This window comes from Rhodococcus sp. YL-1 (assembly GCF_001942025.1).
GTDB lineage: Bacteria > Actinomycetota > Actinomycetes > Mycobacteriales > Mycobacteriaceae > Rhodococcus_F > Rhodococcus_F qingshengii.
Window position 1 is genome coordinate 5,471,063 of the sequence record NZ_CP017299.1, and the last position, 24,205, is coordinate 5,495,267.

26 protein-coding genes are annotated in these 24,205 nt (G+C 62.9%); 10 read left to right on the top strand and 16 right to left on the bottom strand.

All coding sequences use genetic code 11. The annotated features are described in order from the left end of the window. Positions 1-2 precede the first annotated feature (2 nt). The 3 genes from BH682_RS25435 to BH682_RS25445 are packed head-to-tail and all read right to left on the bottom strand — an operon-like array spanning position 3 to position 2,751. Complete coding sequence (locus BH682_RS25435) at positions 3-1,010, bottom strand: substrate-binding domain-containing protein (RefSeq protein ID WP_019745494.1); 1,008 nt, start codon at positions 1,008-1,010, stop codon at positions 3-5. Beyond that, complete coding sequence (locus tag BH682_RS25440; RefSeq protein WP_075834477.1) at positions 1,007-1,906, bottom strand: carbohydrate kinase family protein; 900 nt, start codon at positions 1,904-1,906, stop codon at positions 1,007-1,009. Before BH682_RS25440 ends, BH682_RS25435 begins: the two co-directional genes overlap by 4 nt. Before the next feature lie 2 nt (positions 1,907-1,908). Next, a complete protein-coding gene (locus tag BH682_RS25445) occupies positions 1,909-2,751 on the bottom strand; it encodes a BtpA/SgcQ family protein (protein WP_003940276.1) in 843 nt (280 codons plus the stop codon). Positions 2,752-2,985: 234 nt separating this feature from the next. On the opposite strand from BH682_RS25445, the gene BH682_RS25450 reads away from it, so the two are divergent. Further along, a complete protein-coding gene (locus BH682_RS25450; RefSeq protein WP_042446970.1) occupies positions 2,986-4,011 on the top strand; it encodes a LacI family DNA-binding transcriptional regulator in 1,026 nt (341 codons plus the stop codon). Here BH682_RS25450 and BH682_RS25455 read toward each other — a convergent pair. The 4 genes from BH682_RS25455 to BH682_RS25470 all read right to left on the bottom strand — a co-directional run bounded on the left by BH682_RS25455 (position 3,972) and on the right by BH682_RS25470 (position 8,073). Then, positions 3,972-5,054, bottom strand: a complete 1,083-nt coding sequence (locus BH682_RS25455; protein WP_030536559.1) for a M20/M25/M40 family metallo-hydrolase — start codon at positions 5,052-5,054, stop codon at positions 3,972-3,974. The genes BH682_RS25450 and BH682_RS25455 overlap by 40 nt on opposite strands. A gap of 26 nt (positions 5,055-5,080) precedes the next feature. Further along, complete coding sequence (locus BH682_RS25460; protein ID WP_003940455.1) at positions 5,081-5,698, bottom strand: sortase domain-containing protein; 618 nt, start codon at positions 5,696-5,698, stop codon at positions 5,081-5,083. Next, entirely contained in the window at positions 5,670-7,367 is a 1,698-nt protein-coding gene (locus tag BH682_RS25465) for a hypothetical protein (protein WP_065454959.1), read from the bottom strand. Before BH682_RS25465 ends, BH682_RS25460 begins: the two co-directional genes overlap by 29 nt. 133 nt (positions 7,368-7,500) lie before the next feature. Then, complete coding sequence (locus tag BH682_RS25470; protein WP_075834479.1) at positions 7,501-8,073, bottom strand: peroxidase-related enzyme; 573 nt, start codon at positions 8,071-8,073, stop codon at positions 7,501-7,503. A 154-nt stretch (positions 8,074-8,227) separates the two neighbouring features. Between BH682_RS25470 and BH682_RS25475 the strand changes: the two genes are divergently transcribed. Further along, the gene (locus BH682_RS25475; protein ID WP_075834481.1) at positions 8,228-9,106 is read left to right on the top strand and encodes an AraC family transcriptional regulator; all 879 of its coding nucleotides are present in this window, start codon (positions 8,228-8,230) and stop codon (positions 9,104-9,106) included. Between the two features lie 63 nt (positions 9,107-9,169). Here the strand turns inward: BH682_RS25475 and BH682_RS25480 are convergent, their stop codons facing one another. Continuing rightward, positions 9,170-9,817, bottom strand: a complete 648-nt coding sequence (locus tag BH682_RS25480; protein WP_007730017.1) for a CoA transferase subunit B — start codon at positions 9,815-9,817, stop codon at positions 9,170-9,172. Further along, positions 9,814-10,560, bottom strand: coding sequence for a CoA transferase subunit A (locus tag BH682_RS25485; RefSeq protein ID WP_030536554.1), 747 nt, complete (start codon positions 10,558-10,560; stop codon positions 9,814-9,816). The genes BH682_RS25480 and BH682_RS25485 overlap by 4 nt, the downstream gene beginning before the upstream one ends. Before the next feature lie 171 nt (positions 10,561-10,731). Between BH682_RS25485 and pcaH the strand changes: the two genes are divergently transcribed. The 6 genes from pcaH to BH682_RS25515 are packed head-to-tail and all read left to right on the top strand — an operon-like array spanning position 10,732 to position 16,657. Continuing rightward, positions 10,732-11,448, top strand: coding sequence for a protocatechuate 3,4-dioxygenase subunit beta (gene pcaH, locus BH682_RS25490; RefSeq protein WP_075834483.1), 717 nt, complete (start codon positions 10,732-10,734; stop codon positions 11,446-11,448). After that, positions 11,441-12,082 (top strand): protocatechuate 3,4-dioxygenase subunit alpha, encoded by a 642-nt coding sequence (pcaG, locus tag BH682_RS25495; RefSeq protein WP_075834485.1) that lies wholly within the window; start codon positions 11,441-11,443, stop codon positions 12,080-12,082. The genes pcaH and pcaG overlap by 8 nt, the downstream gene beginning before the upstream one ends. An 11-nt stretch (positions 12,083-12,093) precedes the next feature. Continuing rightward, entirely contained in the window at positions 12,094-13,422 is a 1,329-nt protein-coding gene (gene pcaB, locus BH682_RS25500) for a 3-carboxy-cis,cis-muconate cycloisomerase (RefSeq protein ID WP_075834486.1), read from the top strand. Then, complete coding sequence (gene pcaDC, locus BH682_RS25505) at positions 13,419-14,600, top strand: bifunctional 3-oxoadipate enol-lactonase/4-carboxymuconolactone decarboxylase PcaDC (protein ID WP_075834488.1); 1,182 nt, start codon at positions 13,419-13,421, stop codon at positions 14,598-14,600. The genes pcaB and pcaDC overlap by 4 nt, the downstream gene beginning before the upstream one ends. After that, positions 14,597-15,421 (top strand): IclR family transcriptional regulator domain-containing protein, encoded by an 825-nt coding sequence (locus BH682_RS25510; RefSeq protein WP_007730008.1) that lies wholly within the window; start codon positions 14,597-14,599, stop codon positions 15,419-15,421. Before pcaDC ends, BH682_RS25510 begins: the two co-directional genes overlap by 4 nt. 24 nt (positions 15,422-15,445) lie before the next feature. After that, positions 15,446-16,657, top strand: coding sequence for an acetyl-CoA C-acetyltransferase (locus tag BH682_RS25515; RefSeq protein WP_007730007.1), 1,212 nt, complete (start codon positions 15,446-15,448; stop codon positions 16,655-16,657). On the opposite strand, the gene BH682_RS25520 is transcribed toward BH682_RS25515, so the two are convergent. After that, on the bottom strand, positions 16,658-17,197 hold the full coding sequence (locus tag BH682_RS25520) for a MarR family winged helix-turn-helix transcriptional regulator (protein ID WP_099698127.1): 540 nt from the start codon (positions 17,195-17,197) through the stop codon (positions 16,658-16,660). It abuts the gene before it with no gap. 72 nt (positions 17,198-17,269) lie between these two features. Here BH682_RS25520 and BH682_RS25525 point away from each other — a divergent pair, with 72 nt between their 5' ends. After that, positions 17,270-17,995: an SDR family NAD(P)-dependent oxidoreductase gene (locus BH682_RS25525; protein ID WP_075834490.1), complete on the top strand. Its 726-nt coding sequence runs from the start codon at positions 17,270-17,272 to the stop codon at positions 17,993-17,995. Here BH682_RS25525 and BH682_RS25530 read toward each other — a convergent pair whose 3' ends face one another. Together BH682_RS25530 and BH682_RS25535 are read right to left on the bottom strand one after the other, a co-directional pair. Then, positions 17,996-18,715 (bottom strand): dienelactone hydrolase family protein, encoded by a 720-nt coding sequence (locus BH682_RS25530; RefSeq protein WP_058226622.1) that lies wholly within the window; start codon positions 18,713-18,715, stop codon positions 17,996-17,998. It abuts the gene before it with no gap. 46 nt (positions 18,716-18,761) lie between these two features. Next, positions 18,762-19,811: an ABC transporter substrate-binding protein gene (locus BH682_RS25535; protein WP_223304582.1), complete on the bottom strand. Its 1,050-nt coding sequence runs from the start codon at positions 19,809-19,811 to the stop codon at positions 18,762-18,764. Between the two features lie 346 nt (positions 19,812-20,157). Between BH682_RS25535 and BH682_RS25540 the strand changes: the two genes are divergently transcribed. Then, entirely contained in the window at positions 20,158-20,361 is a 204-nt protein-coding gene (locus BH682_RS25540) for a cold-shock protein (protein WP_003939930.1), read from the top strand. Between the two features lie 69 nt (positions 20,362-20,430). Here the strand turns inward: BH682_RS25540 and BH682_RS25545 are convergent, their stop codons facing one another. From BH682_RS25545 to BH682_RS25560, 4 genes are all read right to left on the bottom strand, one after another. Continuing rightward, positions 20,431-21,159: a Clp protease N-terminal domain-containing protein gene (locus tag BH682_RS25545; protein WP_081558480.1), complete on the bottom strand. Its 729-nt coding sequence runs from the start codon at positions 21,157-21,159 to the stop codon at positions 20,431-20,433. Between the two features lie 70 nt (positions 21,160-21,229). Further along, positions 21,230-22,015, bottom strand: a complete 786-nt coding sequence (locus BH682_RS25550; protein ID WP_050654629.1) for an alpha/beta fold hydrolase — start codon at positions 22,013-22,015, stop codon at positions 21,230-21,232. Between the two features lie 83 nt (positions 22,016-22,098). Beyond that, entirely contained in the window at positions 22,099-23,091 is a 993-nt protein-coding gene (locus BH682_RS25555) for an ABC transporter substrate-binding protein (protein WP_075834492.1), read from the bottom strand. Between the two features lie 428 nt (positions 23,092-23,519). Beyond that, a complete protein-coding gene (locus BH682_RS25560) occupies positions 23,520-24,158 on the bottom strand; it encodes a DUF2461 domain-containing protein (RefSeq protein ID WP_003939783.1) in 639 nt (212 codons plus the stop codon). Positions 24,159-24,205 lie beyond the last annotated feature (47 nt).

Below are 24,205 nucleotides of genomic sequence, written 5' to 3' on the forward strand. Positions count from 1 at the left end.
GATTACTTCTCCAAGTAGTACATGTAGTCGGCCACGTTCTCCGGGGTCACGATCTGGGTGGGAACCGGGATGTTTGCCGGAGCGCCGCGTCCGCAAGCCAGGTCGATTGCCGAATTCATTGCCTCATGGCCGAATTCGAAGGTGTTCTGCTGGACCACGCCTTTAAGCCAACCGGCTTTGAGTCCGCCTACCGCCTGATCCGAAAGATCCCAACCGACTGCTTCGATGCGATCCTGCGCCTTCTGACTGTTGACCGCCGCGACGAGACCGATCAGTGCCGGCTCACCGGTTGCGTAGACGTACTTCATGTCGCCACCGCCGGTCAGCAGGTTCTCCGCTGCGGTCTGTGCGTTCTCCTGAATGTTACGTCCGTCCACGACGGTGCCGACGGTCATTCCGCGGCCGGTCACGGTCTCCGTGAAGCCCTTCTGCCGCTCCAACTGGACCGTGCTGTTGAGCGCGCCGACGATACCGACCGTTCCGGTGTTGTTCGCGACGTCGGCCAAGGTGTTTCCGATCTTGGCACCACCCTCGGCGTTGGCCGTACCGACCTGAGTCGACAGTGCCGGATCGTCGATGGTCGCGTCCACCGCGACGACGGGGATGCCCGCGTTCTTGGCCTTGACCACCGACGGCTTGATTCCGTCCGTGTCGATTGCATCGACGATGATCGCGTCGACTCCGGCGGCGATCAGATTGTCGAAGGCGTTGGCCTGCGCGACGGAATCGTCGTTGCCGCTGATGATCTGCAGGTCGACGCCTGCCTTGTCCGCGACGTTCTTCGCGGCATTGTTGATCTGGTTGAAGTACAGCGCCTGGAGGTTGATGGTCACCAGACCGACCTTGAGCTTGCCGTTCGTCCCGTCACAGCTTTCGGCGACCCGGGTCGGCTGCGGGATGGACGAGCCCCCCGATGCGTCCTTCGAGTCACTCGACGAAGCCGAGTCACAAGCGGTGAGCGTGAGCGCGACTGCAGCTCCCAGCGCCAGAGGCAATGCACGTTTCATCATCGAGTCTCCAAAAGGGTGTGAGGGGTCAATGTTGCTGTGAAGCTGTCCAATTCATCTCGGGTGGGGCATCCGCGGGGGCCTGCGGTGGCGCAAGCCAATGCAGCCGATGCCCCGGCGAGTCGTGCGGCGTCCACCGGTGAGCGCCCGGCGTCGACAAAAGCGATGTACGTACCGCCGAAGCAATCACCGGCCCCGACGGCGTCGACGACGTCGACCACTACTGCCGGTTCGCTCGTCACCTCGCCGTCCGGTGTGGCCAGTGTCCAACCTCGCGAGCCGTCGGTCACCAGCAGGTGGGTGTGGTGCTCGGCGGCCAGAGTCTGCCACTGGTCGAAACCGATCCCGAACTCGCCTTCCCACAGGGCACGCCCTACGACGACGTGGTCGGCCAGAGCGAACGCGCGCAGTGCCGCGGCTTTGTTTTCACAACCGTCCAGATCGATTACCAGACTTACGCTTCCCGGCAATCCCTCTGGCAGGAAGCCCGCACGGTATCCGTCGAGGAACAGCCGTCCACCACCGGCAGCAGCCAATCGGGTGACGACAACTCCGATGCGTTCGGCATCGTTCGGGTCGTCCTGGCTGATGATGGAGCGATCGCCGTCCTGCGCGATGAGAACAACTGCCGTCGACAGGAACGCATCTCGCGGCGACCAACTGGTGTCGACGCCATCTGCCTCGAGGGCTTCGAGAAACTCGGTGGACCGCGCGTCCGGGCCCACGGCACCGGCAAAGATCACTTGCGCGCCCATTCTGGCCGCGGATACCGCAGCATTTGCATTCATTCCACCGTCGATCTGACTGATGGCCGTTGCCTGAACGCGCTCACCGAGTACCGGTACGTGTGGGACATGTACCGTCACATCGTTGTTGGCGTATCCACAAAAGACAATCATGGTTACTTTCCTGCGGCCCGGGACAGTTCGCGGACCTTCTCGCCTGCGACCCGTCCCCACCAGCGTCCATTGTCCTTCACCGAGGATGCAACTATCGCGCCGTCGCATTCCTTCATCAGCGCTGCGACATTGGCAGCCGTGATGCCGGAGCCGATGATCACCGGAAGAACGGTGTTGTCTCGGATCACGGAAACCTCGTCGACCGAAGCGGCGTCACCGGTGCGCGAACCCGTCGCGATCAGAACATCTGCGTCGAAGAACTCGGCGTCTTCGGTCTGTTCCGCGACAGTGCGGTCCGCGACAATGGCATGCGCACCGTGTTTGACGTGCACGTCAGCGAAGATCCGGACCGGGTCGGCGCCGATGCGATGGCGGAAGCGCGTCGTCTTGGCGGCCTGGCCCTCGATGAAGCCCTCATTGGCAATGTAGGCATTGGCCCACTGATTGACGCGCACAAAACTCGCGCCTGCCGCCCACGCTGCGGCCACTCCGCACTCGCCGGCGTTGGACAGGATGCTGACGCCGACGGCCTTGCCGAACTCGCCGACCACCGCTGCCGTGATGACTCCCATGCTGGCGGCGGTTTCGTATCCGTGTTCGCCGGGCTTGAGGAACGGTATGTCCCAGTGATTTTCGACGATCACACCGTCGAAACCGTTGTCGACATACGCGTGTGCTTCCTCGACGGCGAAGCGAGCAATTTCCGAAACCGGCTGCCCGGTGTAGTGCGGGCTGCCCGGCAGGGCCGGGAGGTGAATGGCCCCGATGAGAGATGGCGTGCCGGTGAACATCTCTGCCAGCGCCGAGGGCTTGGGCGGAAAGACTCCGAGCGGTGATGCGGTCACTTCAGCTACCCCATTCCATGCGCAAGATTTGCGCTGTATGTCCATGCACAAGATCTGCACACGATGTAATCGATTGCCTTGATGAATTAGCAGGTTATGCGATCAACACCGGGTTGTGTCAAGGATTTCACAATTCGAATTTGTAAACGATTGCCTCAATCGCGTTACATGCGGGACACTGGACCGTGCGGTTCGATAACCTCGGACCCGAATCGAGCAGAAAACGGGGGACGCATGCGCAAGGCGACCATTCGCGATGTCGCGGAACTGGCCGGGGTGTCGACGGCCACCGTGTCGCGGGCACTGTCCGGATCCCGCCCTGTCTCGGACGAGCTTGCAGCGACGATCAAACGAGCCGCGGATTCTCTCGGATACTCGGGAAACATCATCGCCAGCTCGCTGCGTCGTAATCGGACGGACACTGTCGGAATGGTGGTTCCGAGTATCGCGAACCCCTTCTTCACTTCGCTGGTGGTCAACGTCGAACACGTCCTCGCTCGGCGCGGACTACAACTGTTCCTGTGCGATTCTCGTTCCGATCCCGACGTGGAAGCGCAGCGACTCAAGTCGCTCGTCTCCCGGCAAGTGGACGGAATCATCATCAGCCCGTGCCACGGCGAACTGAGTGCAGAAGCCGTCCGAGCCAGCGCGGCAACGCTTCCGGTCGTTCAACTGGACCGGTTTGCAATGGATACCCAGACGGACTGGGTCGGCGTCGACGACGACGCCGCTCAATCCCTGGTGATGGAGCATCTGTCCGAGCGTGGCGCGCAATCAGCCGCCTTCATCAGTTCCGAGCTGACCAATTCGTCAACAGAACTTCGCCGGGCCGGCTTCTTCCGCCACGCGGATCGAATGGGCATCGAAACTCGTGACGAGTGGACACAACTCGGCGAGTACTCGATCGAGTGGGGGCGCACGGCATCCAACATCATCCTGACCGGCAAAACTCGCCCCGACGCCCTGGTCTGCGCCGACGACTTGATCGCACTCGGCGTGTTGCAGACCTGTCACGCATTGGGCATCGACGTTCCCGGCGACGTTCTGGTCACCGGTTTCGACAACATCCCGTTCTCCGAATTGTGCAACCCGCCGTTGACCACCGTCGGGCAGCCGCAGGAAAGAATCGCGGAAGAAGCTGTGCGACTTCTGGATCAGGCGATGAACAACTCTTCCGAGTCGACAGCCCACATCGCGCTTGCTCCTGAACTGATTGTCCGTCAGTCCACCGTCGGCCAAGCGGCGGCAACCGCACCGTAAGCAGCGATCGCATCGTCCAGTTCGGAGACCTTGACGCTTTCGTTGGCCGCATGCATCAGCGAGGGAGTGCCAGGGCCCCAGATCACGACGGGAGCACCAGGGGCGGCGGCGGCCAGTACCGAAGCGTCGGTGAAGTACGAAACCGGTTCGGTTGCAACAGGGATAGGCAGGGTCGCCAACCACGGGTCTGACGCGTCAGTACGCACACCTCCCAGATGAATCGACGTCTCCACCGAGTCGACTTCTGGTTGGGCTCGCCACCACGCGAGCAGGTCGGCGCCGTCTCCCACCGTGCGGTGATCGATCACCGCACGTGCACTGTCCGGCACGATATTCGGAGCCGAACCCCCGCCGACCAAGCCGAGGTTCCAGGTTTCGGCACCCAGAAACGCGTCGGACGACAGCGGAAGCTCACGCCGGGCTCGGTCGACGACGTCAAGCAGTTTGAGGACGGCGTTAGTTCCTCGCTGCGGCGTACTCCCGTGCGCGGCTTTTCCTTTGACGGACACTTCGAGCCACAGTGCGCCGCGGTGCCCCAGGTTGATGCGATTGCCGGTCGCCTCGGGAACGATGACGGCCCCGACCTCGAGATTCGCAACGGCGTCGGCCGAACGAACAGCCCCGAGCGATCCGATTTCCTCGTCGCTCGTCAGCAACAGCGCGACCGGGACTCCACGTTCGAAAGCGTCGACAACCGCGGCAGTAGCGGCAACAAGGCCGGCCTTCATATCCGATGTCCCTCTGCCGAGGAACAATTCGCCGTCGACCTGTGCGGCATACGGATCGAACTCCCAGTCGGAGACAGTGCCCACCGGCACCGTGTCCACGTGGCAGGCGAACAGGAGTCTGGCTGCCGAGGGTGCAGCTTCGTTGGTGATCAAGGCCCAGGGATGATTGCCGGTCAGGTCTGACTCCACCTTCGCCTGTGGCGCACGTGAGAGAACCAACGAGACAATCGAATCCATCGCCCGCTGTTGAGGAGCGGACTCCCCCGAGACCGTGTCGAGAGCTACCAGTTCCGAGAGAAGTCCGAGGGAATCCATGTACCTATTCTTGCACTGCCACGGATTCAGTGCGCTGCCAGCTGGGCGATGACAACGTAATTGTCGTCGGTCGACTCTCCTTCGACGACATCACAATTGGCGAGGATCAGCCGTCCCGGAACCGATTCGCGCAACTCGTGAGCGCCCAGCAGCGAACCTTTGTGCAGCGGCCCGACTGTTTCGACGTCGTACTCGAGTGTGCCGTTCGGTGTACCCAGGAGAATTCGATCGCCCGGCTCCACTACCCGGAGCGCCCGGAACGGTGCTTCGCGAGTGGTGTAGTTGTGGCCGACCACGACAACTGTTTGTGTGGTCGACGTTCCCGGCATTCCGCTTTCACCCCACCACACCGGCAGTTCGTCGACAGGATTCAGTTGCTGCCCACTCTCGCCGCCGCGCATCAGCTTCTCCGAGTGCAACGGACTGCTCAGGTACGTAACCCCGGACGCAGACCTCAACTCGATCCGCTCGGGTTCTGCCGGATCGACGGTCACCGAAGCCGGTGCAGCCGCGATATGCGACTGCACCGGCGAGCGGTCTGGTAGCGATCCTGCGTTCTCGCCCGAACATCCGGATGCGAGGAGGGCGAGGATCGCTACCGCCGAGAGGCCGGCGCTACGCAGACGTGTTGCCCGGGCCGTCATGACGCTTGCGACGAACAACCACCGTCGTAGCTGCTGCGGCGGCAGCGCCCACGACTCCGACGCCGATCAATACAGCCGGCAGGTTGGAGTTGCTGCTACCGCTGGTGCTGCTGCTTGCGGTGTCACCGAGAGCAAGGTCGACCGGGGGCAGGCTTCCGGCGAGCGCCGGATCGCCGTCGGCATCGGTGACGTAGTAGTCGACGACGTCGAAGGCTCCCTTGTTGTTGTAGTAGCCGACCAGCTTGACGCCGGTCTTGTTCACTACAGCGGTGGTCTCGTCGACCTTCGTGACCCCGGAGCCGTCGTCAGTGTGCTCACCGATGATCACTTCACCGCCGACGCCTGTTCCGTTGTCGATCTCCTTCTCGCCCTTTGCCTTGAGCTCGTCGACGATCTTCTGCGCTGCATCCGCTTCGGCCTTTGCGGCGGCTGCGGCGGCCTGAGCTTCCTTTGCCTTTGCTGCTGCGGCGTCGGCCGCCGCCTTCGCGTCTTCGGCGGCCAGGTAGAGATCCTGCGCCTTCTTACTCGCTGCTTCGGCAGCTTCGGCCTTCTTGGCGGCTTCGGCAGCCTTTTCGTCGGCGATTGCTCGCTTGTCGGTGGCCGCCTCCCCTGCAGCATCGGCCTCGGCCTGCGCCGTCTCCGCGGCCTTCTGTGCAGCGGCAGCGTCCTTCTCTGCGGAAGCTGCGGTAGCTGCCGCTTCATCAGCAGCCTTACGGGCGGCGGTGGCAGCTTCTACCTCGGTGGCGGCTGCGGACTCGGCTGCCTTGGCGGTGGTTTCGGCGGCGGAGGCCACCTTCTGAGTTTCCTTGACGGTGATCGCGAGCTGCTTGGCATTCCAAGCTGCGGCCAACGCCTGAGCCTTAGCGACGGCTGCCTTCGCGAAATCCCAGTTCTTGAAGGCTTCCTCGGCTTCCTTGTTCTTGTCCGCTACCAGTTTGGCGTTTGCATCCGCGGCAGCCTTCGCCTCATCGGCCTTGGCCTGCAGAGCATTAGCCTCGGCGCGCGCCTTTGCTGCCTCTTCGGTCTTGGGCCCCGAACCGGCGGCCTTCGCAGCCTCCTCGAGTTCAGCAGCCTTGGCCGCGGCCGCGTCGGCTTCTGCCTGAGCTGTTTTTGCTACCTCTTTCGCATCGGCCGCCGCGGACTCCGCAACCTTGGCTGCCTCTTCGGCTTCCTTGGCAGACTGTTCCGCGGCCCCGGCCTCCGCCTTGGCCTTGGTCGATTCGACCGCCGCCTTGGTTGCCTCGACGCTCGCCTGGGTCATTGCCTCGGTCGCCTTCACCGAAGTGTCTGTCGCTGCGGACGAGTCGACCCCTGCCGTCGCGGCTGCTTCGGCGGCCTTCGCTGCCGCGTCGGCAGCTGCCTTGGCTTTTGCTTCGGCTTCCGCCAGTGCTGCAGCGTCCGTACCAGCGGTTTCGGCACTGCCCGTGCCCGCGACCCCGGCTTCAACCTTCTCCGGCGTGGTCTCGGTGCTCGTCGCCGCGTCGGCGTCGGTGGTGGCAGCTGCCTCTTCCTCGGCGCAGGTCACCAGCGGATCAGCGCTCGGGGTACACACGGTTTCCGGCTCTGCCGATGCAATTCCCGTGCCGCCCACCGCCAATCCGAGAGCTAGTACGGCACCGGCGGCCGCAGAGCGGACCCTCCGAGAATGGGCGATGGACTTCTCCGACATAGCGCTCAACCTTTCGGCCTTCTTTACGAAGACGGCAATTCCGGCGTGGACAGCCTTTACTTCGTCGGCTGACTTCCAGACGTTACGACCGGTCGGTCCGAAAAATTGAGAGCTGCTGCGCTAACCGCAGGAATCAGGACCGCGGAACGCGCCCCATCAGGTAGAACTCCGGATTGGGCAGCATGCCGGAGAAGCTCGCCATGCGATTGCTGAGCCCGAAGAATGCAGTGATCGCGGCGATGTCCCACGCGTCCTCGTCGCCGAAGCCGTGCACACGGAGGGCGTCGAAGTCGGCGTCGGCGATTTCGTGTGAGGCGGAGTTCACCTTGGTGGCGAAGTCGAGCATCGCGCGCTGACGATCGGGGATCTCTGCGGTGCGATAGTTGACCGCAACCTGGTCGGCAACCAACGGCTTCTTCTCGTAGATACGCAGAATTGCGCCGTGCGCGACAACGCAGTACGTACATTTGTTGGCCGCAGAGATCGTGGTGACGATCATTTCTCGATCACCCTTGGTGAGTGCGGAATCTTCCTTGAGCATGATCGCGTCGTGGTATGCGAAGAATGCCCGGAACTCGGCTGGGCGCCGAGCGAACATCAGGAAGACGTTGGGCACGAACCCCGACTTCTCCTGGATCTCGAGAATCTTGGCGGCGATGTCCTCGGGCACCTCGGTCAATTCAGCCTGCGGAAAACGGGTGCTCACTGTGCCTCCTGGTCAGCCATCGATGTTCGATTCAAGATAATGATGATTAACTGAGTTGTCCAGATGCATTTCCTGCCCTACTTTTTCGGGCACGGATAGTCGGGTACGGCCCAAGCGATCTGCGTAGCGTGAAACCCGTGAACAGGAAGACACGATGATCGACGGACTGAACCGCGCGCTCGACTACATCGAAAGCAATCTGAGCGGCGAGATCGAGACAGCCGAGATGGCAAGGCTGGCAACCACCTCGGAGTATCACTTTCGGAGGATGTTCTCGGCCCTGGCCGGCATTCCCGTATCCGAATACATCCGTCGACGTCGACTCACCCTGGCTGGTGCCGAGTTGTCCGTCAGCAGATCAGGAGTGTTGGAGACCGCCGTGAAGTACGGCTACTCGTCCGCGGAAGCCTTCACACGAGCGTTCACCGCATTTCACGGCGTGAGCCCCGGCGCGGTCACACGCGCTCCCGCCGTTCTCAAATCCCAACAGAAACTTGCCATTCACGTGACACTGGAAGGAGCCACACCGATGGACTACATGCTTGTGGACAAACCTGCCCTGACGGTAGTCGGGTTCAAGACCCGGGTTCCATTGGTTCACGAAGGTCCCAATTCTGCGATCGAAGATTTCACCCGCTCCGTGGACAAGGTTGCGTTGCGAGGGTTGCGCGAGCTCTCCGATCAGGACCCGGCGGGAATCGTCAGTGTCGTCGACAATTTGGCGCATCCCAGAACCGAAGGCACAGAACTGGATTACTACCTGGGAGTGGTCACCGGCAAACCTTCACCCACGGGTTTCGATGTGCTGACGGTCGACGCACACACGTGGGCCGTCTTCACCGCCGACGGGTCGGAAATCGAATCTGTGCAGTATTTGTGGCGAGATATCTACACGGAATGGTTCCCTGCCAACCCTTTTCGCTCCGTACCTGGTCCCGAGATCATGCGTACCGAATACAACGACGATTTCACCGTCGCACGGTTCGAGCTCTGGATTCCGGTCGAGAGCGAGCTGAGCGACGTCGGGGCGTAAAACAGCCGCCAGGTCGGATGGAAGTCACGACCCGGCGGCTGAGCCATCAGATGAAACAGACTGTCAAAGAATCAGTTTCGCTCCGGTAGCAGCAACCACGTCCTCGACGCTGATGCCCGGCGCCGTCTCCACCAGGCGGAGACCGTCGTCAGTCACGTCGATCACGGCCATGTCGGTGATGATTCGCTGGACGCAGCCCTTACCGGTCAGCGGAAGCGAGCACTCCTCGACGATCTTGTGCTCACCCTTCTTCGAGACGTGCTCCATCATCACGATGACGCGCTTTGCGCCGTGGACCAGATCCATCGCGCCGCCCATGCCTTTGACCATGTGGCCGGGGATCATCCAGTTCGCGAGGTCTCCGGTGGCACTGACCTGCATGGCACCGAGCACGGCAACGTCGACCTGGCCGCCGCGGATCATGCCGAACGACGCTGAGGAGTCGAAGAACGACGCACCGGGGAGAACGGTGATGGTCTCCTTGCCCGCATTGATCAGCTCGGGATCGAGTTCGTCCTCGGTCGGGTACGGCCCCACGCCCAGAACGCCGTTCTCCGAGTGCAATACAACGGTGATGTCGGTCGGGAGGTAGTTCGGAACCAGCGTCGGCATACCGATGCCGAGGTTCACGTACTGCCCGTCCTCGAGTTCGCGCGCGACGCGGGCCGCCATCTCTTCGCGGGTGAGTTTGGTGGGTAGTACAGAAGTCATGCTCGTACCGTCCGATTCTCGATGCCGACCGTCACGGGGCCGACGTGGACAACACGCTGAACGTGAATGCCCGGCGTGTGGATCTCGGCGGGGTCGAGCTCACCCGGCTCTACGAGGTGCTCGACCTGCGCAATGGTGATGCGCCCCGACGTTGCTGCAGCCGGATTGAAGTTCTGGGTACTCGCGCGGTAGACGAGGTTGCCGTGCCGGTCACCTTTCCAAGCATGGACCAGTGCATAGTCGGCGACGATGCCGCGCTCCATCACGTAGGTGACGCCGTCGAAGTCACGAGTTTCCTTGGGCGGACTGGCAACTGCGATGCCGCCGCTCCCGTCGTAACGCAGTGGCAGGCCGCCGTCGGCGACCTGGGTGCCGACGCCGGCCGGGGTGAAGAACGCGGGGATGCCCGCTCCCCCGGCGCGCATGCGCTCGGCGAGCGTGCCCTGCGGCGTGAGTTCGACTTCCAGCTCACCGGAAAGGTACTGACGCGCGAACTCCTTGTTGGAGCCGACGTACGAGCTGACAGTACGACGGATACGCCCCTTCTCCAGAAGCACTCCGAGCCCGAACCCGTCGGTGCCGCAGTTGTTGCTCACCGTTTCGAGTGATGTCGCGCCCTGCTCGAGGAGCGCATCGATGAGGATTTCCGGCACTCCGACGAGCCCGAAACCTCCGACAGCGATCGTGACGCCGTCCGGCACGTCGGCGACGGCCTCGGCAGCAGTGGGAATGACTTTGTCCATCATGTCGATCACAGTAGCGCGACCCGTACGTATTGTGAACCCCCGTCCGCATAACGAACATTTTTCGCCCCCGGCATTGCCTGGGTCACATCTACGAACTATTCTGTTCGCAGAGCGCAACACATGTACACATTGCGAACAACTTCACGTAACCGAACGACGAGGTTCCCTATGCTGCATCTACCGCCGAGGTACCAGCGGCCGACTGGCGTCAACGCCCCGGCCGATTTCGCGGACTACAAGACGACTTCGCTTCGCCACCCGAAGCAGCCGCTGAAGCTGCTCCCCCAGCGGCTCACGGAGCTCACCGGGCCGGTATTCGGCGAAGATCGCGTCGGCGCCGGCGAAAACGACCTGACCATTGCCAACGGCGGCGAAGCACAGGGACAGCGCATCGTCGTTCACGGCCGCGTACTCGACGGCGACGGAAAACCCGTCCCCCACACACTGCTCGAGGTGTGGCAGGCCAACGCCGGTGGACGCTACCGCCACACCGGCGACAACTGGCCCGCGCCGCTGGATCCGTTCTTCAACGGCCTGGGTCGCTGCGTCACCGACGCGAACGGCCACTACAGCTTCACCACGATCAAGCCGGGCGCCTACCCGTGGATGAACCACGACAACGCCTGGCGACCGGCACACATCCATTTCTCGCTGTTCGGCACGGCATTCACGCAGCGCCTCGTGACGCAGATGTACTTCCCCGACGATCCGATGTTCTTCCAGGACCCGATCTACAACGCGGTACCCGAAGCGGCACGTCACCGCATGGTCAGCGTCTTCGACTACGACGCCACAGTCCCCAACTGGGCTCTCGGGTTCCGCTTCGACATCGTCCTGCGCGGCCGTAACGCCTCCGTATTCGAGAACGAAGACCACGATGACTGATCACACCGCGAAGCCCGCACCCACTTATCCGGTCGTCCCCGGCGACTTCACCACAGCCCCCTTCGGTGTCACGCCCTCTCAGACCGTCGGGCCGTACTGGCACATCGGCCTCCCCTGGACGAACGGCCCCGACGCCGCTCCCGCCGATACCCCCGGACGAATCACGCTGGCCATCACGGTGATCGACGGCGCCCGTACACCCGTCGCCGACGCGATGATCGAAACATGGCAGGCCGATACGCTCGGACGCTTCAACCATCCGGACGATCCCCGTGGCGCAGTGGAGCTCACTCCGGCTGGTTTTCGCGGATTCGCCCGCAGCGCAGCGGATCCCACGGGCACTGCACTGGTCCACACTGTCAAGCCCGGTGCGCAGCCCACTGAAACGGATGCGAACGAGGCCCCACACGTGAACGTGTCGGTCTTCGCTCGCGGCATGCTCGACCGCCTGGTCACCCGCTTGTACTTCCCCGAGGACACCGACGCACACGCAACAGATCCGGTGCTGTCCTCACTGAGCGAAACCGAACGCGCGAAGCTGGTTGCAACCAAGGTCGACGGTGGGTACTCCTGGACGGTCTATGTTCAGGACGAGGACGCGAACGGCGTCGAGACGCCCTTCTTCGAACTGTAAGAGGAGTACACATGCCCACTCGCGGCGCACTGTTCGATCCGGTGTTCGGGGCCACCCGAGTAGCGGAACACCTGTCCGACCAGGCGTGGGTCACCGCGTTGCTCGACGTGGAAGCCGCGCTGAGTTGTGCGATGGCCACCGTCGGATTGGCGGACGGGGAACATTGCGCCGCGGTGGCTGCTGCCGCGGCCGAACTCTCACAACCGGGCGGTCTGGACATCGTGGCGCTCGGCCGCGCGTCGGCCGCCGGCGGAAATCCCGTCATTCCGCTGGTGAAGATGCTGCGCGAAAGGGTCGGACAGGAAGGTGTGCCTGCCTCCGTGGTGCACCCGGGCGCCACGAGTCAGGACATCATGGACTGTGCGCTGATGCTGTTGACGCGACGCGCGGGCGCGGTGGTTCTGGCCGACCTGACCCGCGCCGCCGATTCCGCCGCCCACCTCGCCCGCATCCATCGCTCTACTCCGATGGTCGCGAGAACCCTGGGACAACAAGCACTTCCGACCACCTTCGGGCTACTGGCATCGAGTTGGTTCACCGCACTCGACGCCGCAGCGATTCGCCTCGAGATCGTGCTGTCCACGTTGCCGGTTCAATTCGGCGGCGCCGCAGGCACACTCGCTGCGTTGTATCCCGACGGGCTCAGGATCGCCGACGCGCTGGCCGACGAACTCGGCCTGGCCAGGCAGGTCACTCCCTGGCACACCGACCGCGTGACTATCGCAGAACTCGCGACCACACTCGGTATCGTCGCCGGCGCCGTTTCCAAGCCCGCCACCGACATCACCGTCATGGCGTCCACCGAACTGTCCGAGGTTGCCGAGAGCGCTCCGGGCGGCTCATCGGCCATGCCGCACAAGCAGAATCCGGTTGCCGCGATCACCGCCCGCGCGGCAGCGCGACGTGCTCCCGCGCTGGTGGCCACAGCCCTGTCGAACATGGATCACGAATTCGCTCGCGCCGCAGGCCCCTGGCACGCCGAGTGGGAAACCGTCACCGATCTCCTGCGTCTGGCAGGCGGAGCGGCGCACCAGCTTTCCGTGAGCCTCACCGGCCTGCAAGTACACACCGAGTCGATGGCTCGCAATCTCGACATCACCGGTGGCCTGATTCTCGCCGAGCGTGTCACCAAGGCCCTGTCCGCACACACTGATCGAGCGCGCGACATCGTCACCGCGGCAGCCACTTCCGGAACCAGATTGGATCGTGATCCCGCCATCGCAGAGCACCTGAGCGAAACCGAGATCGCCGAACTACTCGACCCCGCACACTATCTGGGCCACGCCACCGATCTGGTCGACCGCGCCCTCGCCGAACGCCCCACAGGAGGATCTCGATGAGCGTCGCGCTCAACTTTCAACAGACCGGCAATCCTGATGCTCCCGCAGTAGTTCTCCTGGGTTCACTCGGATCCGATCTGTCCATGTGGCAGCCGCAGATTCACGCGCTGTCGAATCGGTACCGCGTCATCGCCGTCGACCATCGCGGCCATGGCAAGTCGCCGGTTCCCGCCGGCCCCTACTCCATTGCCGATCTTGCCGGCGATGTCATCGTTCTCCTCGATTCGCTCGAACTCGAGTCCGTACATCTCGTCGGGCTCTCCCTCGGCGGCGCTGTCAGCCAGTGGATCGCCGCACATCACCCCACTCGCGTCGAGACGTTGACCTTGATGTGCACGTCCGCGCAGTTCGCCCCGGCTCAGCCGTGGATCGATCGCGCCCAGGCTGTCCGAGCGGACGGTATTGCATCCATCGCGGCCGCCGTGGTCGGACGCTGGTTCACGCCGGGTCTGGCCGACAACGATCCGGAACTAGTTGCCCGCCACGTCGCAATGGTCGAAGCCACACCCGACGAGGGCTATGCCGCCTGCTGCGAGGCACTTTCGGTATGGGACGGCCGCAACGACCTGGCCCGCATCGTCGCTCCGACGCTCCTCATCGCTGGCGAGCAGGATCCGGCGACGCCTCCGGCGACGTTGAGCGCGATCGCCGACGGTATCGCCGACGCGGTACTGCACGTCGTTGATCCCGGCGCACACCTGGCCAACGTCGAACAAGCCGGGCGCGTCACCAAACTACTTGCAACGCATATTGCCTCGCACACATCTGCGCTCGCCCAACGTAGCGCCGCCGTGTCGGCCGGCATGACCGTACGACGCCAGGTGCTCGGCGACGCCCACGTCGACCGTTCCATTGCCGGTGCCACCGAGTTCACCGCCCCTTTCCAGGACTTCATCACTCGCACGGCGTGGGGTGACATCTGGTCGCGCCCCGGCCTCGATCACCACACCCGCAGGCTCCTCACTCTCGCGATCCTCACTGCCGTCGGCAACGAACACGAACTCGACATGCACATTCGCGCTGCGCTGCGTGCCGGGATCGATCCCGACGAACTCGTGGAAGTATTTCTCCATACCGCGGTCTATGCGGGTGTGCCGAACAGCAACTTGGCTTTTGCGCTGGGAAAGCAAGCACTCGCGGACCTCTCGGCCGAACCTGAGGAGAACGAGACAACATGAGTGAGAACAGCAGCGAGCAGGCGCCGGGACCGTCCCCGGACTACGTGCAGTCGCTGGCCCGTGGGCTTTCCGTCATCAAGGCTTTCGACGGTGAGCACCCGCGTCGCACCCTCAGCGAGGTTGCCCGGCACACCGATCTCACGCGTGCGACCGCTCGCCGCTTCCTGCTCACACTCGTCGAACTCGAATACGTACGTACTGACGGTTCGGTGTTCTGGTTGACGCCGCGAGTCCTCGAACTCGGCTACAGCTACCTCTCCAGTCTGTCCCTTCCCGAGATCGCCGGGCCGCATCTGGAAGCCTTGTCCGCCAAGGTCCGTGAATCCACGTCCGTGTCGATCCTCGACGGTGACGACGTCGTGTACGTGGCCCGTGTTCCGGTCAGCCGCATCATGACGGTGTCCATCACCATCGGCACGCGCTTTCCCGCGTACGCCACATCCATGGGTAGGGTTCTGCTGGCCGGCTTGCCGGACGACGCCCTGGACGCCTACCTCGCCCGAGTGTCCTTCGCCCGCCTGACCGGCAAGACCATCTCCACCGCCGACGGTCTGCGTGCCGAACTCGAGAAGATTCGCGCCGACGGATTCGCGATTGTCGATCAGGAACTCGAAGAGGGTCTGCGCTCGCTCGCCGCACCCATCCGGGACGCGACCGGTGACGTGGTCGCGGCCGTCAACATCTCCACCCAAGCCGCCCGCTACAGCGCCGAAGCTGTTCGCGGTGAACTGGTTCCGGCCGCAGTCGCCACCGCGGACGCCATCTCCGTCGATCTCGGACGTACTCAGTCGTCCAACAATCACTCGGCTGCCACCCGCTGACCGAGCAGACCCAAGGAAGAACCAATGCCTGACGTTGTCATCTGTGAACCGCTCCGTACCCCTGTCGGCCGCTTCGGCGGTGTCTTCCGTGACGTAGCCCCGGAAGATCTCGCCTCGACGCTGATCACCGAACTCGTCACGCGTACCGGCATTTCCGGCGCGGAGATCGACGACGTCATTCTCGGCCAGGCTTCGCCGAACGGTGAGGCTCCGGCGATCGGACGCATCGCGGCGCTCAACGCGGGTCTGGGCATCGATGTTCCCGGCATGCAGGTGGATCGCCGGTGCGGGTCGGGATTACAGGCAGTCATCCAGGCCGTCATGCAGGTTCAATCCGGTGGCAGTGATCTGGTCCTCGCGGGCGGTGCCGAGTCGATGAGCCAGGCCGAGTTCTACGCAACCGGAATGCGTTGGGGCGTCAAGGGTGAAGGAGTTGCGCTCAGCGATCGTCTCGCGCGCGCCCGCGTCACAGCCGGCGGACGTGACTTCCCGGTTCCCGGCGGAATGATCGAAACGGCAGAGAACCTGCGCGCCGAGTTCTCCATCAGCCGCGAGGATCAAGATGCACTCGCGGTTCAGTCCCATCAGCGTGCCGTCGCAGCACAGAAGAACGGCGTCTTCGCCGAAGAAATCGTTCCGGTATCCGTTCCGCAGCGCAAGGGCGAGGCCCTGCTCGTCGACACCGACGAGCATCCACGCGCCGACACCTCGATGGAATCGCTTGCGCGCCTTCGTCCCATGCGCGCAAAGATCGACCCCGACTCCACCGTGACTGCAGGTAATGCCAGCGGTCAGAACGACGGCGCAGCACTGGCGATCGTCACCACCGCCGACAAAGCTCGTACCCTCGGACTGCGACCGCTCGCACGCCTCGCGAGTTGGAGCGTCGCGGGCGTTCCGCCGCGCACCATGGGCATCGGCCCCGTACCGGCGTCGGAGAAGGCACTCGGCCGCCTCGGGCTGTCCCTGGCGGACATGGACGTCATCGAACTCAACGAAGCCTTTGCGGCACAAGCACTTGCAGTCCTGCAGAGTTGGAATCTCGAGGCCGACGACCCACGCATCAACCCCAACGGCTCCGGCATCTCCCTCGGACATCCGGTCGGAGCTACGGGTGGACGAATCCTGGCCACCCTGTTGCGCGAGATGGACCGTCGCGAAGCGCGTTACGGCCTCGAGACGATGTGCATCGGCGGCGGGCAGGGCCTGGCTGCGGTCTTCGAGCGCCTGTCCTGATCAAGCCCCGACGTGCGCGACGCCGGAGTCACCGAGTTCGCCGCGTAGGCCGTCGAGAAAGACACGCAGCAGTTCGGTGAGTTCGGCCTGCTGCTGCTCGGTGAGAATCGACGTCAGTTCGGCTTCACGGCCGAGAACTCGGTCCACCAATTGCTCCACCAGCTCGTGACCGGCGGCAGTGAGGGTCACGAGCACTATTCGTGACCCTTGCGCGGCGGAGGACCTCTCCACCAGACCCGCGTTCTCCGCGCGCGCGAGTCGTTGCGAGATCGCACCGGCCGTGACTCCGGTCTGCTCGGTGATCTGGCGAGTCGTCAACTGATACGGCTCGCCGGATCGCCGCAGGACACTGAGTAGGTCCAGCGTGGCTGTGTCCGCACCGGCCGAGGCGAGTACCCGTCGGCGATCCTCACCGAGCAGCTTGGCGCACATCCACAGCCTGGTGACGATGCCGATACCCTCCACGGGCGTGCCCGGCCTTTCGCGAAGCCATGCCAAGGCAACCGCGTCCACCGCGTCGTCCGGGTTGTAGTCGCCCACCACTGCACACCTCGTTTAGCTCTAAATGATACGTTCTTCGTATAGGTCTAAACGTAGCTCACGGAGGTAGGCATGACACGCACAGTTCTAGTAACCGGCGGCGGAACAGGGATCGGACGCGCAGTTGCAGCGGCGTTCGCCCGAGACGGAGACACCGTTTTTGTCACCGGCCGACGCACGGAACCACTCGAAAAGACCGCGGAGGAGTTGGGCGATAATGTTCACGCCTTGACTTGTGACAACTCCGACCCGAAAGACCTGAAGCGGCTGCAGGATTCACTTCCGGGAACCATCGACGTCGTGGTGCACTGCGCCGGCGGTAACACGGACTTCGATCGCGAAGCGCCGTCAGATCTGGAATCCCTGGCCGCCGGGTGGCGGGCCAATCTGGACTCCAATCTGATCTCGGCAGTGTTGACCACAGCAGCAGTTCGAGATCGAATCCCCAGTGGCGGTGCCGTCATCACCATCGGATCGATTGCCGCCGACAAGGGAGCTGGAGCGTACGGCGCTGCCAAAGCAGCAGTTGCGACGTGGAATGTCGATCTGGCCGCCGAACTGGGCCCAGAAGGCATCACGGCGAACATCGTCTCCCCCGGTTACATCGCCGACACCGAGTTCTTCCGGGACTTTCTGACGGACGAGCGTCGCACGATGCTGATCGAATCCACCAGCACCAAGCGCGCCGGAACCCCGGACGACATCGCATCAGCCGTCCATTTCTTGGCCTCACCGGGTGCCCGGCAGATCACCGGTCAGGTATTGGCAGTCAACGGCGGTGAGAGAACCAGTCGCTGATCACGCCAGGTGGCGCTCGAAGAACGAGTCGATTCGCTTCCAGGCATCCTGCGCTGCAACAGGATCGGGACCGATTCCGAGGATGCGCTCCAAAGGACGAAGCACCTTGGGTCCGGCCTCCGCGTCGTTGAGGAACGCGTGGCCGGCGGTGGGGTACTCCTTGACGTCGTTCTCGATACCGGCATTGCTGAGCGCCGTCTCCAGCTTCGCTGCAGCACCCCGGAGCGAAAAGTCCTTGCCTCCGAAACTCCCGACGATCGGGCACGCATCCACCACGGCCTCATCGAGTTTGCGTGGAAGCTGACCGTAATTGACCGAGGCAGCGTCGAAATCTCCGGCGCTGACCAGCGCGAAGCCGCCGCCCATGCAGAATCCGATGACACCGATCTTTCCGGTGCAGTCCCGGGATTCCACCAGCCAACTGCGAGCGACTTCGATGTCGGTGAACGCCTTGCCGTGTCCTCGAAGCATCGACGTCATGGTGGGCACTAGGCACCGCTTCGCCCCGCCCGCGCTGTAGAGGTCGACAGCGAGCGTCAGGAATCCCGCAGCGGCCAGCCGCTTGGCTTGCCGCTGCATCACCTCCTCGAGCCCGAATGCCTCGTGAATCATCACTACCCCCGGCCACGGGCCGGGGGTAGTGGGGGTTTCGAGTATCGCTCGCAGCGGTTGTGATCCGCCGACTACTGCGGCGCGGCCCGTCAGATCTATGTCCACCATGTTTCGATGCTAGGCCGACGCAGGGTCCGTACGCTCAGAAGCGAGGTCAGGGGAGTTGTTTTCCCTGGCCCGCCGCAAGCCCGGTCAAGACCTCGGCGAGCTGCGGCAAGGCGTACGGCGCGCTCAGTGGACCGAAATTGTCGACAAAGGCATTCGAGAGCAGAAGTTCGACCGGCGCATAGGCTCGCGCCTTCACCGCGGGGAGGTTCTGGAAAACTGCGAAGTTCTCCAACCTCGTCGTCGCTTCCTGATCAGAAGCGAGGCTGAGCAAAATGTCTGCGGGTGCGAGTACCTCCGCCTGCTCCATCGACAGCGCAGTCATCTGCTCGGCGTTGTATCCGCGATAGTCGAGTCCGAGTTCGCGCAGCAGAACCCCGGGCGCACTGGCATCCCCCTGCACATACAACTGATCGCCGTACATCGAGCCGATCATGATCGTCTTGCCACCCAAGCCGTTCAGGGAAGCTGCGGTGTCGGAGATCAGAGCGTCGGTCCGGGCGATCGCTGCAGCAGCAGCCTCGTCGACAAATGCGGCCTGCCCGACCGTGGCGACGCCGTCACGCCACGAGGTGGTCCAGTCCAGCGCGATGACCGGAGCGATCTGACTGAGCCTCTCGGCTGCAGGTTCGAGATAAGTCTTCATTCCGATGATGAGGTCCGGTGAGTAGCGCGCGATGATTTCCGGGTTGATTTCGCCTGTGGTGCCGAAGCTTTCGAGGTCGGCTATTCCCGCGGTGCTCTGCCAAGGCAGTGAACCGCGGTCCCACGATCCTGTGTTGCCGTAGGCGACTGGGTGAACGCCGAGCGAGAGCAGGAATTCCAGATCCGTGAAGTCGCTGGCAACAACGATCCTTTCCGGCTTTCCCGAGATCGTGGTGGTTCCGAGCGCATTGATCACCTCACGTTGTTCGCCGGCATCAGAAGCATCTGATGTAGTCGAACACCCCGCAAGGATGGCGGCCGCCGCCAGTGCGCCGACCCCGAAGAACCCGCGGCGACTGAGCTGGTCCACAAGTTCAGACGTCGTGGATTCACAAATCGTTCCGTACATGTATGCACTCTCCTTCTCGGCGACTGCTGCGCGCGCCGAGGGCACAGCGAAAGAGAGGTTAGCCCACCCTCATCTTCCATAGGGTTCCTACGTTTGCGATTCCGAGAGATCGGAGCGATAAAAATGGACCGTTCTCGAGCGGACAAGTACATTCCCGCTGATCTATCACCGCAGGCAGTTGGGCGAGCCACCAGTCCCTGCCTTCGGCGATCGGGTCGCTCCAGCGTCGAAAATCAGTCGAAGATCAGTTGCCATTCCCTCCTCGAAAGCTTCCGAATTACCGTCTTTTGCACGTCGCCCACCGTTCGACTTGCGCGGCGTGGGAGGATAGACATATCGAGATCGGGACTTCGATGTGAGGGCCCGGATCGAGTTTGTAGGGAGTATCGGTATGGCACAGGGCATCGTGAAGTGGTTCAACGGCGAAAAGGGCTTTGGTTTCATCGCTCCCGACGACGGAACACCGGACGTGTTCGTTCATTACTCTGAAATCTCGGGCAACGGCTACAAGTCGCTCGACGAGAACCAGCGTGTGGAGTTCGAGGTTGGCCAGGGCCAGAAGGGTCCTCAGGCCACCAATGTGCGCGCTGTCTGATCAGTGACACAAGAAGAGGGCCGCACCCGCAAGGGTGCGGCCCTCTTCTGCATCGGATTCACCTCTGAATCACTGATCCTGAATGACGGCCAACGCTCCAACGATGTTCGACTCCGCCACCGACTTCGAGATTCCGAGATCAGCCAGAACACCTGATCCGTCTTCGAGTTCGAGCAGTGCGAGCAGGATGTGCTCGGTTCCGATGTAGTTGTGGCCCAGGCGAAGAGCCTCACGGAACGTCAGTTCCAGGACCTTGCGCGCACGAGCGTCGTACGGAATGAGTTCTGGTAGTTCGGAAGTCGGAGCCGGTAGTACACCGGCCACTGCAGCTCGGACGGATCCGAGCTCCACCCCCTGCGCCACTATCGCCTTCGCAGCCAACCCGGCAGGCTCCTCGACGAGCCCCAGGAGCAGGTGCTCCGGCCGGATCTCTGCGTTACCGGCGGCGCGGGCTTCGTTCTGCGAGGCCATGACGACGTTCTTCGCCCGGGGAGTGAACCGGTTGAACCCTTCGTTCGGATCCATCGGCTTCTGATCACTCGGCGCCTTGGGAACAAAACGCTTCTGCGCAGCCTGCTTCGAGACACCCATGCTCGCGCCGATCTCCGTCCACGACGCTCCCGACCTGCGCGCCTGGTCGACGAAGTGACCGATCAGGTGATCTGCAACTTCACCGAGATGATCAGCGGCAATCACGGCGTCGGAAAGTTGGTCGAGAGCATCGGTGTGAACCTTCTTGATCGCGTCGATGAGGTCGTCGAGTCGAACCTTGTTGGTCATTTCCACTGGTTTGCTCATGCGTCAACCATAGGTTGACGCAATCGAAAACGTCAACCCTAGGTTGACGATCGTCTTCGCCGCCCAGTGCTCAGCCGGAAAAGAATTCACGCAGAGCCGGGACAATAGCGTCGTCGGCGACGCCGTGGCCCTGACCGGGGATCTCCAAAGTCTTTGTCCCCGAGACTTTTGCAGCGATTCTCGTCGCCGAGGCAGGTGCCCATTGACCACTGTCACCGCCGTACATGACCAATGTAGGGACGGTAATGGAGGCAAGCCAGTCGAGCGACTGACAGCCGTGATCACACACCGCGACGTCGTAAGGCAAGGTGTGCGCGATGGCGCACATGTCGGGCCAATCGGCACTCCGCTTGATCTCGTCGACCATCTCCGGAGACGCGCCGGTCAGATCCAGAAAACGCGTCACAGCACCTTCCCTGTCGCCGCCCGCAATCAATCGCTCCAGGTCACTTTGGGCAGTCTCGTCACGCTGGTCGTCGTCCATGTACGGCGCCTCGTAGACGGCGAGCTTACGCATCGGAACGGCCTGCGCAGCGGCCTCCAAAGCCAGCGCGGCACCCGACGACAATCCGTAAACGAGCGGTGTTTCACCGGTGGCAGCGACGACCGCCCGCAAGTCCTCCACCTCGGCGTCGATCGAGAACGCGCGACTGTCACCGCTGTCCCCGCGTCCGCGCCTGTCGTACGAGTACACCGTGAAGTCCGCCGCCAACTCTGCAGCCAGGGAATCGAACCAACCGCGGTCGCAGAACGCTCCGGCGACCAGGACCACTGCTGGTCCGGCACCGGAGCGTTCGTATGCGATGGTCGTACCGTCGCGGGATTGCACTACCGCTGGGGATTGCTCTGTTTGCACGTCGATCTCCTCAGGTCTGGTCAATGCCTACCTGATTAGACCGCCCGCGTTACCTAAACTCATCGGTCCGGTCGGCAGTGGCTTCAGCTGATCTTGTTGTACAGGGCATCCCAACCCTGTGCCACGTACGAAATCGTGTAGATCGAACCGTAGAACGTAGAGCCACCCAGACTGGTGACGTTGCCCGCCTGCACTGCCGGGAGTCGCTGCCACAGCTTGCTCGCCACCAATGCCTGGTACGCCGCACTGTCCTCGTTCTCGGTGATCATGAAGCCGTCGACGCCGGCCAGCACGTCGAGGCCTTCGAGGCTGACGCCGCCCTCGGGATCGAGCCCCTCCGAGGTGGCGGTTTTGCCACCGATGTCGCCGAGCGTCATGTCGCTGGGCTTGTCGCCCTTCTCGGAGGTACGGATGCTCGTGACGTACAGCGTGTTCGTGTCCGGCATGAACGAGACACTGGCGACGGTCTTGGACGCAATCTTCTCGGCATGACGACTGCGGATGTCGGAAATCAGATTGTCGTAGTCGAGCGTCAATCGATCGAGCGTGGCCGTTCGACCGAGCCAGCCCGACAACCGCGAGAGGTTTGTGCGCCAGTCGTCGGTGAACTCTGTCGTCAGAACCGGTGCGATGGTGGACATCTCGGCCACCGGCCACCACTCGCTCTCGTAGTTCAGGCACACGATCAGGTCGGGCTCGAGCGCCAAGATCTGCTCGCGGTTGGGGATCTCCGACAGGAACGGTACCGACGAATCGATAGGCACCCACGGTGTCGTCTGGGCGTACGTGTAGCCGACGAGCGGAAGTTCCAGAGCTACAGCAGGTTCCAGATCGAGCCGCGAGTCGATCGCGACAACCCTCTTCGGATTGACAGGAATGTCGTACGTTCCGAGAGGTGTCGTCACAGAACGCATTTCGGTTTCACCCGAACTGCTCCCGCTGTCACCGCAGGCCGCCAGGAACGCGCCCAGCCCGGCGATCCCGGCACCGAAGCCGAACTGCCGACGTGTGAGGTCCGAAACGAGGCGGTTGTCGGAGTAGCCCTCGGGAAGCAAGAGCGTGGATTGAGCGGGCATGCGTGTCGAACCTCCAAAAGAAATGAATCATCCACTGTTGCGAGCGGATAAGGATGCCCTAACAGCGTACGCAGGGAGGGTCGTCGCGATCGGCCCAGAAATAGTCGAATCAGGCCAATTCGCACCCCTTACTTGTCGAGTTTGCGCATCTCGACGAAGTAGACCGCACTGAACGCGAGGTAGGTGCCGACGATTCCGAGGACCGAGATGATCAGGACGAGAGCGAGAAACATAGCCATGATGGTCTCCACTGACACGGGTTGTTCACGATGTCGATCGAGAGAAAATGGCTTCGAACTGCGGCGCTGCGACTCGAAGCGGGGCCGAAACTTTCGGTTACACACACCACGCTAGCCCCAGGCGTCTCGAGTTTTGATGAACTCGAGGTGAACTCTCCTACGGCTACGTCACACTTTTCTGTCGGACGGTCAGTTCGGTCCGAGCACCTGTCCGGACCATTCGACCAAAGGCGTCAGTGCGCGCCACGCTGTGCGAACTTCCTTCAATGTCCTGGCGCTGTCCAGCCACGACGGGCTTGGGTAACTACGACCAGCAGTCAGCGACTTGTGACGCAGCAATTCGATCCGCGGGTGATCGACCGTGTATCCGCGAGGCGCCGTCTTGAGCTTGTCGCCGCCGATCGTGAATCCGGCCTTCTCGACGGAGGCCAGGATCTTCTCGAGCTCCGGCCCTCGAACGTCGTCGTCGACAGCCGCACGATAACGCGCGATGGTCTCCGAACTGCTGGCGTAGAAACCACCGGCCACCATCAACCCTGCCGCGTCGATCTGCACGTAGTAGCCACAGCTCTCGGCGAGACCGACGAACGCTCCCTGGTGCGTCTTGTACGGGATCTTGTCCTTCGAGAATCGAACGTCACGATACGGCCGAAAGAGCTTGGCCGTGCCGAATTCGTCCTCCAACGCCGCGGTCAACGACGCCATCGGACGACGAACCACTTCGTCGTACGTCTCCTTGTGCGCTGCCCACCAGGTCTTGCTGTTGTCGGCTTCCAGGTCTTCGTAGAAGTCGAGTGCAGCAACGGGTATGCCAGTGAACGCAGCCATGGCGTAAGCCTAGCCCGGGCTGACAAGCACCACCGACGTGTCATCCG

Coding starts and splice junctions, on each gene's coding strand:
- BH682_RS25460 (WP_003940455.1), bottom strand. CDS start 5,698: ATGACGGCCCGGGCAACACGTCTGCGTAGCGCCGGCCTCTCGGCGGTA.
- BH682_RS25545 (WP_081558480.1), bottom strand. CDS start 21,159: ATGAGCAAACCAGTGGAAATGACCAACAAGGTTCGACTCGACGACCTC.
- BH682_RS25560 (WP_003939783.1), bottom strand. CDS start 24,158: ATGGCTGCGTTCACTGGCATACCCGTTGCTGCACTCGACTTCTACGAA.
- BH682_RS25540 (WP_003939930.1), top strand. CDS start 20,158: ATGGCACAGGGCATCGTGAAGTGGTTCAACGGCGAAAAGGGCTTTGGT.
- pcaH (WP_075834483.1), top strand. CDS start 10,732: ATGCTGCATCTACCGCCGAGGTACCAGCGGCCGACTGGCGTCAACGCC.
- BH682_RS25475 (WP_075834481.1), top strand. CDS start 8,228: ATGATCGACGGACTGAACCGCGCGCTCGACTACATCGAAAGCAATCTG.
- BH682_RS25465 (WP_065454959.1), bottom strand. CDS start 7,367: ATGTCGGAGAAGTCCATCGCCCATTCTCGGAGGGTCCGCTCTGCGGCC.
- BH682_RS25515 (WP_007730007.1), top strand. CDS start 15,446: ATGCCTGACGTTGTCATCTGTGAACCGCTCCGTACCCCTGTCGGCCGC.
- BH682_RS25435 (WP_019745494.1), bottom strand. CDS start 1,010: ATGATGAAACGTGCATTGCCTCTGGCGCTGGGAGCTGCAGTCGCGCTC.
- BH682_RS25480 (WP_007730017.1), bottom strand. CDS start 9,817: ATGACTTCTGTACTACCCACCAAACTCACCCGCGAAGAGATGGCGGCC.
- BH682_RS25455 (WP_030536559.1), bottom strand. CDS start 5,054: ATGGATTCCCTCGGACTTCTCTCGGAACTGGTAGCTCTCGACACGGTC.
- BH682_RS25555 (WP_075834492.1), bottom strand. CDS start 23,091: ATGCCCGCTCAATCCACGCTCTTGCTTCCCGAGGGCTACTCCGACAAC.
- BH682_RS25510 (WP_007730008.1), top strand. CDS start 14,597: ATGAGTGAGAACAGCAGCGAGCAGGCGCCGGGACCGTCCCCGGACTAC.
- BH682_RS25525 (WP_075834490.1), top strand. CDS start 17,270: ATGACACGCACAGTTCTAGTAACCGGCGGCGGAACAGGGATCGGACGC.
- pcaDC (WP_075834488.1), top strand. CDS start 13,419: ATGAGCGTCGCGCTCAACTTTCAACAGACCGGCAATCCTGATGCTCCC.
- BH682_RS25485 (WP_030536554.1), bottom strand. CDS start 10,560: ATGGACAAAGTCATTCCCACTGCTGCCGAGGCCGTCGCCGACGTGCCG.
- BH682_RS25530 (WP_058226622.1), bottom strand. CDS start 18,715: ATGGTGGACATAGATCTGACGGGCCGCGCCGCAGTAGTCGGCGGATCA.
- BH682_RS25450 (WP_042446970.1), top strand. CDS start 2,986: ATGCGCAAGGCGACCATTCGCGATGTCGCGGAACTGGCCGGGGTGTCG.
- pcaB (WP_075834486.1), top strand. CDS start 12,094: ATGCCCACTCGCGGCGCACTGTTCGATCCGGTGTTCGGGGCCACCCGA.
- pcaG (WP_075834485.1), top strand. CDS start 11,441: ATGACTGATCACACCGCGAAGCCCGCACCCACTTATCCGGTCGTCCCC.
- BH682_RS25440 (WP_075834477.1), bottom strand. CDS start 1,906: ATGATTGTCTTTTGTGGATACGCCAACAACGATGTGACGGTACATGTC.